The organism is Nocardiopsis sp. B62 (assembly GCF_018070675.1).
In the GTDB taxonomy this organism is placed as follows: Bacteria; Actinomycetota; Actinomycetes; order Streptosporangiales; family Streptosporangiaceae; genus Nocardiopsis; species Nocardiopsis prasina.
In genome coordinates this window covers 82788-95177 of record NZ_JAGPXK010000002.1, presented here as the reverse complement: position 1 = coordinate 95177, position 12390 = coordinate 82788, and the positions used below count along the sequence as shown (strand labels likewise).

At 70.7% G+C, this 12390-nt stretch carries 10 protein-coding genes; 4 read left to right on the top strand and 6 right to left on the bottom strand.

Translation table 11 applies throughout. From position 1 onward, the window contains the following. Positions 1–34: 34 nt before the first annotated feature. From KBX21_RS02465 to KBX21_RS02455, 3 genes are all read right to left on the bottom strand, one after another. On the bottom strand, positions 35–1321 hold the full coding sequence (locus KBX21_RS02465; RefSeq protein ID WP_049578394.1) for a citrate synthase: 1287 nt from the start codon (positions 1319–1321) through the stop codon (positions 35–37). 778 nt (positions 1322–2099) lie between these two features. Further along, entirely contained in the window at positions 2100–3725 is a 1626-nt protein-coding gene (locus KBX21_RS02460; protein WP_049578397.1) for a peptide chain release factor 3, read from the bottom strand. A gap of 87 nt (positions 3726–3812) precedes the next feature. After that, positions 3813–4529, bottom strand: coding sequence for a TetR/AcrR family transcriptional regulator (locus tag KBX21_RS02455; RefSeq protein WP_210841017.1), 717 nt, complete (start codon positions 4527–4529; stop codon positions 3813–3815). Positions 4530–4661: 132 nt separating this feature from the next. Here KBX21_RS02455 and KBX21_RS02450 point away from each other — a divergent pair, with 132 nt between their 5' ends. After that, on the top strand, positions 4662–5816 hold the full coding sequence (locus KBX21_RS02450; protein WP_049578402.1) for an acyl-CoA dehydrogenase family protein: 1155 nt from the start codon (positions 4662–4664) through the stop codon (positions 5814–5816). 68 nt (positions 5817–5884) lie between these two features. On the opposite strand, the gene KBX21_RS02445 is transcribed toward KBX21_RS02450, so the two are convergent. Next, the gene (locus tag KBX21_RS02445; protein ID WP_210840879.1) at positions 5885–6700 is read right to left on the bottom strand and encodes an NAD(P)H-binding protein; all 816 of its coding nucleotides are present in this window, start codon (positions 6698–6700) and stop codon (positions 5885–5887) included. 117 nt (positions 6701–6817) lie between these two features. Further along, positions 6818–7060 carry a hypothetical protein gene (locus KBX21_RS02440; RefSeq protein WP_049578404.1) on the bottom strand — a complete coding sequence of 81 codons (243 nt, stop codon included), beginning with the start codon at positions 7058–7060 and terminating at the stop codon, positions 6818–6820. Positions 7061–7239: 179 nt separating this feature from the next. Here KBX21_RS02440 and KBX21_RS02435 point away from each other — a divergent pair, with 179 nt between their 5' ends. The 3 genes from KBX21_RS02435 (at position 7240) to KBX21_RS02425 (ending at position 10623) form a co-directional block, all read left to right on the top strand. Next, positions 7240–8415 carry a sensor histidine kinase gene (locus KBX21_RS02435; protein ID WP_049578406.1) on the top strand — a complete coding sequence of 392 codons (1176 nt, stop codon included), beginning with the start codon at positions 7240–7242 and terminating at the stop codon, positions 8413–8415. Beyond that, positions 8412–9107, top strand: a complete 696-nt coding sequence (locus KBX21_RS02430) for a response regulator transcription factor (RefSeq protein ID WP_199776662.1) — start codon at positions 8412–8414, stop codon at positions 9105–9107. Before KBX21_RS02435 ends, KBX21_RS02430 begins: the two co-directional genes overlap by 4 nt. 67 nt (positions 9108–9174) lie before the next feature. Next, positions 9175–10623: a glutamate decarboxylase gene (locus tag KBX21_RS02425; protein ID WP_307869132.1), complete on the top strand. Its 1449-nt coding sequence runs from the start codon at positions 9175–9177 to the stop codon at positions 10621–10623. Here KBX21_RS02425 and KBX21_RS02420 read toward each other — a convergent pair. Beyond that, positions 10620–12353, bottom strand: coding sequence for a serine/threonine-protein kinase (locus KBX21_RS02420; protein WP_210840878.1), 1734 nt, complete (start codon positions 12351–12353; stop codon positions 10620–10622). The two genes, KBX21_RS02425 and KBX21_RS02420, sit on opposite strands and share 4 nt — an antisense overlap. Positions 12354–12390: the final 37 nt, after the last annotated feature.

The following is a 12390-nucleotide window of genomic DNA, read 5'->3' as shown; positions in this document are numbered from 1 at the left end:
GACGTGGGCGGGCGGTCGAGGTACTCCGGCGGGGTCAGCCCTGACCGGGGTAGCGGCGCTCGGCGGAGCCGATGTAGTGCTGACGCGGGCGGGCGATCCGGAAGGCCGGGTCGCTGAGCTGCTCGCGGTAGTGGGCGACCCAGCCGGGCAGGCGGCCGATGGCGAACAACACGGTGAACATGTTGCTCGGGAAGCCCATGGTGCGGTAGATGACGCCGGTGTAGAAGTCGACGTTCGGGTAGAGCTTGCGCTCAGTGAAGTACGAGTCCTGGAGCGCGGCGGCCTCGAGCTTGAGGGCGAGCGCGAAGAGCTCGTCGGGGTTGTCGTGGCTGTCGAGGATCTGGCTGGCCAGAACCTTGATCTCCTTGCTGCGCGGGTCGAAGTTCTTGTAGACCCGGTGGCCGAATCCCATGAGACGCATCTCGCGGGCCTTGACCTTCTCCAGGAAGTCCTCGATGGAGATACCGGAGTCGCGGATCTCCTCCAGCATCTCCAGGACGGCCTGGTTGGCGCCGCCGTGGGAGGGGCCGGACAGGGCGTTGATGCCCGAGGCGACGCTGGCGTAGATGTCGGCCTTGGAGGAGCCCACCACGCGCACGGTGGCCGTGGAGCAGTTCAGCTCGTGGTCGGCGTGCAGCACCAGCAGCATGCCGACGGCCTTGTTGAACAGCTCGCCGAGCTCACCGGTGGGGGCCTCGTCGCCGAAGGTCATCCGGATGAAGTTGTCGACGTAGTCGAGCGAGGGGTCCGGGGCGATCGGCGACTCGCCGATGGAGTTGCGGTAGATGCGGGCCGCGATCGTCGGCAGCTTGGCCATCAGCCGGATCGTGGCGAGCTCGACCTGGTTCTCGTCGTCCGGGTCCACGCTGTCGTCGTAGTACGCGGCGAGGGTGTTCACGGCGCTGGAGATCAGTGCCATGGGGTGGCCGTTACGGGGCATCGCGTCGATGAACGCGCCCATGTCGGCCGGGATGTCGGAGTTGTCGCGCAGCTGCTCGGAGAACTCCTTGAGCTGGCCGGGCTCCGGCAGCTCGCCGTAGATCACCAGATAGGCGGACTCGAGGAAGGTGCTGTGTACGGCGAGGTCCTCGATCGGGTACCCGCGGTAACGCAGGATGCCCGCGGCCCCATCGATGTAGGTGATCTTCGAGCTACACGAAGCGGTGTTGCCGAACCCAGGGTCCAGGGTCGTCATACCGGTCGACCCCAGCAGGGTCTTCAGCTCGATGGTGCTCTCACCCTCGGTACCGGTGAAAACCGGCAGCTTCAGCACGCCGCCCTCGTAGTGGAGCTCCACCGTGCGCTCTTTGTCATCGCTCATGCCCGAGGTCAACCTTTCCAGGCGGGGGATACGTGAGGTGCGTCAGACGCGAGGCGATCCGCCGCCGCGACTTGTTCACTCGTTATTGTTCTGTTTTGTTAAACGACGGTTAAGCAAAATCATATAAGTTTCACCGATTCACGAACAGGTGACATGCAACACATACCCAGACGTGATCAGAATTACCGTGGAGTGAAGATTTACAGACTTTGCCGAACGTCGATAACGCCGTGATCGCCCTGAGACATCACGGACGCCGACGGGGTTCTCCCGCCATCCGTCCCTGGCCTCCTGAACCGGTCCCCTGGGCGCCCCGAACCCCCACGCGGGACGCACCCGGAGCCGCTCTTCGGACCGCCCTTCACAGATGCGGACATACCCGAACGGAACTCGGTGCGGCCAGGTGTTCGAACACGCCCTAGCGGCCTGCCCTCAGGGTACCTTCGCCCTGATCACAAGGGCTGAGGCGGGGCACCCCCGACTCGGTGATCTTGGCCTCTGCGCAGCCCGGAGGCGGTGCGGCGGCCACCCTGCGAGTGCCGTCCCCGGTACTCCGGGGACCTGAGTATGTGCCCCGCGCACGAGAGTTCACACGCGTCCCGGACGTGGCATTCGTCCCTCTCGTCACAGCCGGGCGACGACCCCGAACAGGGCACGGCGAATGGCACACCGAACGTGACCGGAGCCGACAACGGGTGACCGGCATTCACCGCCGGTAAACAATGACTTCACGCAATGCCGGAGAATCCGGCCCGCGGTGTACAGCCGGTGACGGGCGCTACTCGCCCTCGTCGACACCACCGGCGAGCAACGCCTCCATGAACAGCGAGGGGTGGTCCCGCTCGATGACGCGCAGACGCCACTTGTTGTGGACCAGGACCAGCAGTTCACCGTCCGAACGGCGCCGCAGGACCTCGGCCCCGGACAGCGCGTGCAGCGTCGGCGCGGACTCCTCGTCCGTGCGGCGAGCCACCGAGTACTCCAACGGTGAGGCCTCGATCGGGCTGCGGAACTCCTGCTCCATCCGGTGCCTGACCACGTCGAACTGGAGCGGGCCGACCGCCGCCAGCACCGGGGCCTGCTCACCTCGCACGTCGGAGGTGAGCACCTGCACCACGCCCTCGGCGTCGAGCTGGGCGATACCGCGCTGGAACTGCTTGTACTTGCCCGCGTCCACCGCGCGCGCCACCACGAAGTGCTCGGGCGCGAAGCTGGGGATCGGCGGGAAGGAGACCTTGGGGCCGTCGAACAGGGTGTCCCCCACCGCCAGCGCGTGCGCGTTGACCAGGGCGATCACGTCGCCCGGGAAGGCCGTGTCGATGGTGGAGCGGTCCGAGCCGAACACCGCCTGGGTGTACTTGGTGGCGAAGGGGCGGCCGGTGGGCGCGTGCGTGAGCACCATGCCCCGGTCGAACCGGCCCGAGCTGACCCGCACGAACGCCATCCGGTCCCGGTGGTTCTTGTCCATGTTGGCCTGCATCTTGAAGACCTGGCCGGAGAAGGGCTGCTCCACCCGGCGCGTGCGGTCCTTGTCGTCGACCTTGGCCGACGGTGCGGGGGCCAGGCCCACGACGGTGTCCAGCAGCTGGCCCACCCCGAAGTTGGACAGCGCGGCGCCGAACAGCACCGGGGAGGACTCGCCCGCCATGAAGGACTCGTGGTCGAAGTCGGCGCCCAGGGCCTCGAGGAGTTCGATCTCCTCCTTGGCCTGCTCCCAGGCGTCCAGCTCGACCTCGGCGGCGCGATCGGAGTCCAGGACCTCCTCGATCGCCTTCTGGGCGCCGCCGGGGGTCCGCGTCATCTTGGTGTACGTGCCGCTCGTGCGGTCGACCAGGCCGCGGAAGTCGCCCGCGATGCCCACCGGCCAGTTCAGCGGGGTCGGGCGCAGGCCGATGCGCTGCTCGATCTCGTCGAGGAGTTCCAGCGGCTCGCGGCCCGGCCGGTCCCACTTGTTCACGAACGTGATGACCGGCATCTTGCGGGCCCGGCACACGTCGAAGAGCTTGAGGGTCTGCGGCTCCAGGCCCTTGGCCGAGTCCAGCAGCATGATCGCGCAGTCGACCGCCGAGAGCACCCGGTAGGTGTCCTCGGAGAAGTCGGCGTGGCCGGGGGTGTCCAGCAGGTTGAGGACGCGGTCGTCGTAGTCGATGCGCAGCGCGGCCGAGGTGATGGAGATCCCCCGGTCCTGCTCCATGTCCATCCAGTCCGAGGTGACGCCCTTGCGATCGCCCTTGCCGTGCACGGCTCCGGCGGAGGAGATGGCCGCGGCGTGCAGCGCCAGCGCCTCGGTCAGCGTCGACTTACCGGCGTCGGGGTGGGAGATGACCGCGAAGGTCCGCCGCCGCTCCGCCTCCTGGGCGACCTCGGACTCCTGCTTGGTCGCTCCCGCCGTGTCCACGCTCATCTGCGCTGCCGCCCCGCCTCGTGTGCTGCCCTGTTTTCGGCCCCGTCCAGCCTACGCGCGCGTGGGTGTGGCTGGGACCCGATCGGGCTACCGGTCCCGCTCGACCGCCTCGGAGACCCGTCGCAGCAGGTCGGAGGGGTCCGTGCCGCTCGGGTAGACCGCCACCAGGACGCGCTCCCCCTCGCCCGCGGCCCGCGCGGACGGGCCGCCCCGCTCCGCTCCGGCGCCGCCGATCAGGGGCGCGGCGAGGTCGGCGATCCTGGTCATCGCCTCGTCGAAGCGGTCCCACACCCCCGCGTCCCCGGGCGCGCGCAGCCAGCCGCGCAGCACGTGGTTGTGGGCGGCGATGACGGCGGCGGCGACCATCTCGACCTCCAGGGAGGGCCGGTCGTCCCCCGCGCTCTGGGCCAGGTAGCGGCTGAACGCGGCCTGGTACCTGGCGGTCATCGCCACCTCCCGGTCCCGCAGCCTGGGGTGGGCGCGCACCAGCCGGTACCGGGGGACGGTGATCTCGGGGTCGCGCACGTAACCCTGGAAGACCAGGCGCGCGGCGGTGACCACCGTGGCCGTCGGGGCCTCGGGGGAGGCCTCCATGTAGCGCACGACCGTCTCGAAGAGTTCGTCGTGCTCGGCGAAGAGGAGGTCCTCCTTGGAGCCGAACCTGCGGAAGAGGCTGCGTCGGCTCACCCCGGTGGCCGCGGCGATGCCGTCCATGGTGGTCCCGTCGAAGCCCTCGTCGGTGAACAGCCGCACGGCCGCGAGCACCGCCTCGCGGGTCGACACACGCGTCGTCGCCACGCCCACCTCCCCCGCTCGTTCCCGGCGATTCGTCCGGCGCCAAGGTATCCGCCCCGTCTGTGTACTTCGCACCGATCATCTCCTACCCTGGCACCGGATGCCATATTCAGGCACGCGGTGCCAAGCGAGGAGAGCGTGATGGGCGACTTCGACCTGTTCAAGACCAACGAGGAGCACGAGGAGCTGCGGGCCGCGGTCCGCTCCGTGGCCGAGGACAAGATCGCCCCGCACGCCGCCGAGGTGGACGAGAAGTCCGCCTTCCCGCAGGACGCGCTGGACGCCCTGGTCGCCACCGACTTCCACGCCGCACACATCTCCGAGGACTACGAGGGCATGGGCGCTGACGCGCTCGCGACCTGCGTCATCATCGAGGAGGTCGCCCGCGTGTGCGCCTCCTCCTCACTCATCCCGGCGGTGAACAAGCTCGGCACCATGCCGCTGATCCTGGGCGCCTCCGAGGAGGTCAAGCAGCGCTACCTGCCGCCGGTGGCGCGCGGCGAGGCGATGTTCTCCTACGGCCTGTCCGAGCGCGAGGCCGGTTCCGACACCGCGTCCATGCGCAGCCTGGCCACCCCCAAGGGCGACGACTGGATCCTCAACGGCCAGAAGTCCTGGATCACCAACGCCGGTGTCAGCGAGTACTACACCGTCCTGGCCGTCACCGACCCCGAGGGCAAACGCGGCCGCAACATCTCCGCCTTCGTGGTCCACGCCGACGACGCCGGGTTGACCCTCGGCGAGCCCGAGCGCAAGCTCGGCATCAAGGGCTCCCCCACCCGTGAGCTGTTCTTCGACGACGTGCGCCTCCCCGGCGACCGCATGGTCGGCGCCCCGGGCGAGGGCCTCAAGATCGCCCTGCGCACCCTGGACCACACCCGCGTCACCATCGGCGCTCAGGCCGTCGGCATCGCCCAGGGCGCCCTGGACCACGCCGTGGCCTACGTGAAGGAGCGCGAGCAGTTCGGCAAGGCGATCGCCGAGTTCCAGGGCATCCAGTTCATGCTCGCCGACATGGCCATGAAGCTGGAGACCGCCCGGCAGATGGTCTACGTGGCCGCCGCCAAGTCCGAGCGCGGGGACGACGACCTCGCCTTCTTCGGCGCCGCCGCCAAGTGCTACGCCTCCGACGCCGCCATGGAGATCACCACGGACGCCGTGCAGCTCCTGGGCGGCGCGGGCTACGTGAAGGACTTCCCGCTGGAGCGCATGATGCGCGACGCCAAGATCACCCAGATCTACGAGGGCACCAACCAGATCCAGCGCATGGTGATGGCCCGCCAGCTCCTGAAGTAGGCCGTCGGCCTCACGACGCCCGCCTCCGGCTCCCGGGCTCGGGGAGGCGGGCGTTCGCCCCTTCCGGGTCAGTGCACCGACTCGCGGACGAACTTCGCCATGGGAACGGGGTCACGGCCCAGGGCGCGGCGGACGTCGCCGGTGACCACCGCCGCCTGACCGTTGGCCACGGCCCGGAACCGTTCGTTGAGGGTGTCCACGTACCGGTCCGACCAACCCATGTTGGTGGCCCGGAAGTAGAACCCGGCCTCGTCGAGCTTCTTGTACCGCCACACGGGGCTCTCGGTCCCCTTGGTCATCCGCACGACCTCGCGGAAAGTGACGGGGGCGGGCCCGGTGAGCGTGTACTCCCGGCCGTGGTGGGAGTCGTCGGTGAGCGCCGCGACGACGGTGTTGGTGACGTCGCGCGCGTCCACGAAGCTGACCGCTGCCTGCTTGCGCAGCGGCAGCTCCAGGCGCCCGTTGCGCGAGCGCGCCAGCCGGGCGAAAAGGCCCTCGGTGAAGTCCTGGTCCAGCCAGTTGGGGCGGACCACCGTCCAGTGGTCGAACAGCTCCCGGACCCTGCGTTCCAGGACCCGCTGCTCGGAGTCGGGCGGGCCGTTCTCGGTCCCCATCGCGGTGGTCAGCACCGCCGTTCGGACCCCGGACCCGGCGGCCTTCTCCAGGAAGGCCCCCGCCCGGTCGGCCAGCCCACTGGCCATGGGAACGGTCACGAAGAGACTCTCCACCCCCTTCAGCGCCGGTTCCCAGCTGGTGGTGTCGGTCCAGTCCAACCGCACCTCACCGTCCCTGGAGGCACCGGCCGCGGGCAGGCCGCGTCTGCGCAGTTCGGTCAGGACACGTCGACCCACCTGTCCGGTGGCGCCGGTGACCAGTGTGCTCATCGGGTGATCCCCCAGGTTCACGCGCGGGTGCTCCGCCTGCTGACGGTACCCACTCCCGGGGGCCAAACGAGCGCGAAACGGTGGGACCGGTCCGTGTCAGGGGCGGACGCGGGGGTCTCAGCCGCGCCCGCGGGAGTGTGTCAGCGACTCCACGCAGACGACGAGGACGATCCCGCAGGCCGCCAGCCCCAGGTTGGCGAGCAGGGCGTTCTCCTGGAGCACGGCGACGTTGCGGACCACCAGGCGGTTGAAGGCGTTGAGCACGATCCCGAGGATCGGCTGCGTCCAGAGGTGGTCGACGGCCCCGCTGATGCCCATGAGGGTGAGAAGGGCACCCAGGCCCTGGAGTGCTCTGCGCATGACACGAGGCTAGGGAGCCCGCACCCTCGCGCGGATCGGCCGCGAGGTGGCCGCGCGCCCTTCCGAGGTCTTCTCCCGGGGGCCGCCACGCGACCAAAGTAGCGACCCGGGCGGCCATCGGTATCGAGTCGGCCCCGTCCCCTCACCTGCGGGTCGTCCACTCCATAGACTCCGAGACGATGAACGACACGACCTCCTCCCGGCAGCGGTACCGGCGCGGCGCGCGCGACTGGGTCGTGGACTCCCTGATGTTCCTGACGGCGCTCGGATTCGGGCTGCTGGGCGTGGTGACCCTGCCCGGGGAACCCCCTCCGCCGGTTCCGCCCGACCCACTCAGGGTCACCGAGCAATTGGTCGCCCTCGCCTGTTGCACGGCACTGTGGTGGCGGCGCCGTTGGCCGGTGGGGATCGCCGTGGTCCTCGTGGCGGCCTCAGCGGTGTCCCAGCTGGCGATGGGGGCGATGCTCGTCGCCCTGTTCTCCCTGTGCGTCCACCGCCCGCCCAGGGTGGGGCTGACGGTGCTCGGCCTGAGCTTCCTGGCATCGTACGTGGGCGCCCTGGTCCACCCCGACCCGCACGGAACCCCCGTCGTGACGACGTTCCTGCTGAGCGCCGTCTTCCAGGGCGCCGCCGCCGGATGGGGCCTCTCGGTGCAGCACCGCCGCCAGCTGTTCGACTCCCTGCGGGAGCGGGCCGCGCACGCCGAGGCCGAGGCCCAGCTGCGCGCCGAACAGGCCCAGCACCGGGTCCGCGAGTCGATCGCCAGGGAGATCCACGATGTCCTGGGGCACCGGCTCTCTCTGCTCAGCGTGCACGCCGGCGCCCTGGAGTACCGGCCGAACGCCCCGGCCGAAGAGGTCGCCCGCTCCGCCGGGGTGATCCGGGAGAGCGCCCACCAGGCCCTCCAGGACCTGCGCGAGGTGATCGGGGTGCTGCGCGCGCCGGTGGGCGAGCTTCCACAGCCCACGATGGCCGACCTCTCCCAGCTGGTGACCGAGGCCGGCGACACCGGCGCCGGGGTGGACCTCGTGGAGGAGTACTCCGGTGAGGTCCCCGAACGCACCGGGCGCACCGCGTACCGGATCGTCCAGGAGGGGCTGACCAACGCCCGCAAACACGCCAGCGGCGCCCGTACGTCCGTGCGGATCTCCGGGTCCCCCGGCCGGGGGCTGAACGTGGAGGTGGGCAACGGACCCGCCGTCCACGACCCGGAGGCGGTCACCGAGGCGCCCGGGGGCGGCCAGGGCCTGGTCGGCCTGGCCGAGCGGGTCTCCCTCGCCTCCGGCCGCCTGGAGTACGGCCCGACCGCCGATGGTGGCTGGCGCCTTTCCGCCTGGCTACCGTGGCCCTCATGAGCGAAACGGAGCGGGACGTGGACCGACGGATCGGTGTGGTGATCGTCGACGACGACGCCCTGGTACGGGTCGGTCTGGTGATGATGATGGGCGGCGCCCCGGACGTGCGCGTGCTCGCCGAGGCCGAGGACGGCGGCGCGGTCCAGGAGCTGGTCGAGCAGCACTCGCCGGACGTGGTCCTGATGGACATCCGCATGCCCACGGTGGACGGCCTGACCGCCACCGAGCGGCTGCGTGCCCTGCCCGACCCACCGGAGGTGCTGGTGCTCACCACCTTCGACGCCGACGAGCACGTGCTGCGCGCCCTGCGGGCGGGGGCCGCGGGGTTCCTGCTCAAGGACACCCCGCCCGAGGAGATCGTGGAGTCGGTGCGGCGGGTGGCGCGGGGCTTCCCCGTGTTGTCGCCGAACGTGACGCGGCGGCTCATGGACCGGGTCGCCCAGACCGATCAGGGAGCACGCGCGGACCGGGCGAGGGCCCGCCTGTCGGTGCTGAACGGGCGGGAGACCGAGGTGGCGGTCGCCGTCGGCGAGGGGCGGTCCAACGCCGACATCGCCGCACGGCTGTTCCTGAGCGTGCCGACGGTCAAGACCCACGTGTCCAGCGTCCTCACCAAGCTGGACCTGAACAACCGCGTGCAGATCGCCCTGCTGGTGCACGACGCCAGGCTCCTCGACGAGGACCGGGGCTGACGCCGCGCGGGTCCTCCCGTCCGGAGGGGACTCCGGATCGCATACTGGTGGCGACCATGGCATCACGGTGAGCACGGGGGCGCGGATGGGCGGGCACGAGGACGACAGCGACGCCGACGTCTACGCGGAGTGGCTGATGCGCCACGGCGCACCCAAGGACGGCTTCCCGCGCCTGGGCACCGAGGCGCGCGTCGCCTACCAACTGGTCCACGACGAGCTCATGCTCGACGGCGTCTCCCGGATGAACCTCGCCACCTTCTGCACCACCTGGGTGGAGCCCGAGGTGCACCGGCTCATGGACGAGTCGCTCGACAAGAACATGATCGACAAGGACGAGTACCCCCAGACCGCCGAGCTGGAGCGGCGCTGTGTGCGCATGCTCGCCGACCTGTGGCACTCCCCCGACCCGGCCGGGACCCTGGGGACCTCCACCACCGGTTCCAGCGAGGCCGCCATGCTCGGCGGGCTCGCCGCCAAGTTCGCCTGGCGCGAGCGCCGCGAGGCGGCGGGCCGGCCCACCGACCGACCCAACCTCGTCTGCGGGCCGGTCCAGGTGTGCTGGGAGAAGTTCGCCCGCTACTTCGACGTCGAGCTCCGCCAGGTCCCCCTGCGCGGTGACAGGTACGTGCTGGAACCGGACGACGTCGAGCGTCACTGCGACGAGAACACCATCATGGTGGTCTGCAACTTCGGCCAGACCTTCACCGGGCTCTTCGAGGACGTCCGTGGCATCACACAGGCCCTGGACCGCTTCGAGGAGCGCACCGGCCACGACATCCGCGTGCACGTGGACGGGGCCAACGGCGCGTTCGTCGCCCCGTTCACCGAGCCCGACCTGGTCTGGGACTTCCGGCTGCCCCGGGTCCGCTCGATCAACGCCTCCGGCCACAAGACCGGACTGGCCCCGCTCGGCGCGGGGTGGGCGATCTGGCGCACCGCCGAGGACCTGCCGGAGGACCTCGTGTTCCGGGTCAACTACCTGGGCGGGGAGGAGGCCACCTTCAGCCTGAACTTCTCACGCCCCGGCGGGCAGGTCGTCTCGCAGTACTACGACTTCGTCCGCCTGGGCCGCGAGGGCTACCGGCGCGTGCACGGGGCCCAGACGGAGACGGCCCGGCACCTGGCCGAGCGGGTGGCCGCCATGGGCCCGTTCGAGATCATCCACGGCGGCGACCCGGACCGGGGCATCAGCGCCGTGGCGTGGCGGATGGTCGGCGACGAGCCCTTCACCCTCTACGACCTCGCCGACCGCCTGCGCACCCGGGGCTGGCTGGTCCCCGCCTACCCGCTGCCCGTGGACCGCCAGGACGAGGTCATCCAGCGCGTGCTGGTGCGGCACGGCTTCAGCCGGGACATGGGCGACCTGTTCCTGGCCGACCTGGAGCGCGCCATCGAGCACCTGCGCGGCCACCCGCCCACGCCCTCGCTCACCCAGGACGAGGCGGGCGGCTTCAACCACGGCGCCGGTTCGTCCACCAGCACGCCCCCGCCGCCCTCCGGGCCGCCTGGTCGCTAGGCGGGGTCGAAGGACTCCGAGATGCGGTCGAGGAGTTCGTGGTTGTAGTCCTGTTCGTCGGCGCTCACCAGGAACAGGGCGTAGCCGATGTCCTCGGTGTGGAAGCCGCGGTTGATGGCGTGCATCTCGCCGTTGCGCCCGCTGAAGGTGAACTCCCAGTCGGCGGCGCTGACGTAGTCGTCGGCCCAGTCGGAGTCCACGTCCTCGATGCCGATCAGCGAGTAGCCGCCGAAGTTCTGGCGGCCGGTCGGCTCGAAGTCGCGCCAGTCGTCACCCGCGTCGTCGTTGGGGTTGGAGGTCTGGTCCACCAGCAGGTAGCCGCCGTCCGGGTTGCGGAAGTAGACCATGTGGCCCTGGCGGTCGACCTCCCAGTTCCCGGGCACGTCCACGGAGAAGCCGCTGGAGTCCTCATGGCGTTCGAGGAAGTCCCACTGGTCGTCCTCCTCGTCGTCCTCCTCCTCGGCCGCCGCTTCCTCCTCCTCCGCGCCGCCCTCACCCTCGGCACCGGCGGAGGCCTCGGTCTCCTCTGTGGCGCCCTCCTCCGGGGCGCCTCCGGCGGGCTGCTCCTCGCTGGAACCGGCCAGCCCGGCGTCCGTGTCGTCCGCCCGGTTCATGCTGACGAACAGCGTGGCCGCGCCGACGGTGACCAGCAGGACGACCGCCGCCACGGCGACCAGCAGCGCCCTCCTGCGGGAGCCCGCCGCGTGTTCGCGGGTGCGCCGGGGCACGCTGGGAGGCGGCGGGACCGGGGCGGGTGCGGCCTCGGCGGCGCTGACCGCGCGGTGCACGGTGCCCTGGTCGGTGACCCGGTTCCAGTCGGACGGGGCCTGCGGGTCGGCCGGTTCCAGGGCGGGTTCGGGGGCGAGGGCGGGCGCCACCATGGTGGTGCTCGTCGATCCGCCGGAGTCCCGGATCTCCCTGAGGAGGGCGCGGACCTCGGTCACCGACGGCCGGTCCTCGGGGCGCTTCTCGGTGAGGGCCTCCAGGACGGGGCGGAGCGCGCCCGCGTTGGACGTCTCCGGCAGGTCCTGGGTGACGATGGCAGTCAGTGTGGCCATCGGGGTGGGGCGGTCGAACGGGAGCGTGCCCTCCACCGTCTGGTAGAGGGTGATGCCGAGCGCCCACATGTCGGAGGCGGAGGTGGCCGCGCGGCCGTGCGCGACCTCCGGGGCCAGGTAGCTCGGGGATCCGATCAGCAGCCCGGTGCTGGTCAGGTGGGTGGAACCGTCCAGGTGGGCGATGCCGAAGTCGGTGAGGACGGCGCGGTCGTTGCCCGCGATGAGCACGTTGCCCGGCTTGATGTCGCGGTGCACGATGCCGCGCTCGTGCGCCTCGGCCAGACCGGCGGCCATCTGCTCGCCGACGTTGGCCGCGCGCGGGACCGCCAGTCCGCCCTCGTCCTTGATGAGGTCGCCAAGGGAGGGACCCCGGACGAGTTCCATCACGATCCACGGGCGGCCGTCCTCCTCCGCCACGTCGAACACCGTGATGATGGACGGGTGGCTGAGCTGGGCGGCGCTGCGGGCCTCGCGGATCATCCGCGTGCGCAGGACGTCGACCTCGTGCGGCGGGAGGCTGGGCGGCGTGGTCAGCTCCTTGACCGCCACCGGGCGGTCCAGCAGTGTGTCCGTGCCGCGCCAGACCCGGCCCATGCCGCCCGCGCCGATGACCTCGTCCAGGCGGTACCGGTTGACCAGGACACGGCCGGGGTCGGATTCCGAACTGTTCATGTGCGCGCGATCCTCTTCGGGGGAGGGGGCCTTCCGG

Coding starts and splice junctions, on each gene's coding strand:
- KBX21_RS02460 (WP_049578397.1), bottom strand. CDS start 3,725: ATGAGCGTGGACACGGCGGGAGCGACCAAGCAGGAGTCCGAGGTCGCC.
- KBX21_RS02435 (WP_049578406.1), top strand. CDS start 7,240: ATGAACGACACGACCTCCTCCCGGCAGCGGTACCGGCGCGGCGCGCGC.
- KBX21_RS02440 (WP_049578404.1), bottom strand. CDS start 7,060: ATGCGCAGAGCACTCCAGGGCCTGGGTGCCCTTCTCACCCTCATGGGC.
- KBX21_RS02465 (WP_049578394.1), bottom strand. CDS start 1,321: ATGAGCGATGACAAAGAGCGCACGGTGGAGCTCCACTACGAGGGCGGC.
- KBX21_RS02420 (WP_210840878.1), bottom strand. CDS start 12,353: ATGAACAGTTCGGAATCCGACCCCGGCCGTGTCCTGGTCAACCGGTAC.
- KBX21_RS02445 (WP_210840879.1), bottom strand. CDS start 6,700: ATGAGCACACTGGTCACCGGCGCCACCGGACAGGTGGGTCGACGTGTC.
- KBX21_RS02450 (WP_049578402.1), top strand. CDS start 4,662: ATGGGCGACTTCGACCTGTTCAAGACCAACGAGGAGCACGAGGAGCTG.
- KBX21_RS02430 (WP_199776662.1), top strand. CDS start 8,412: ATGAGCGAAACGGAGCGGGACGTGGACCGACGGATCGGTGTGGTGATC.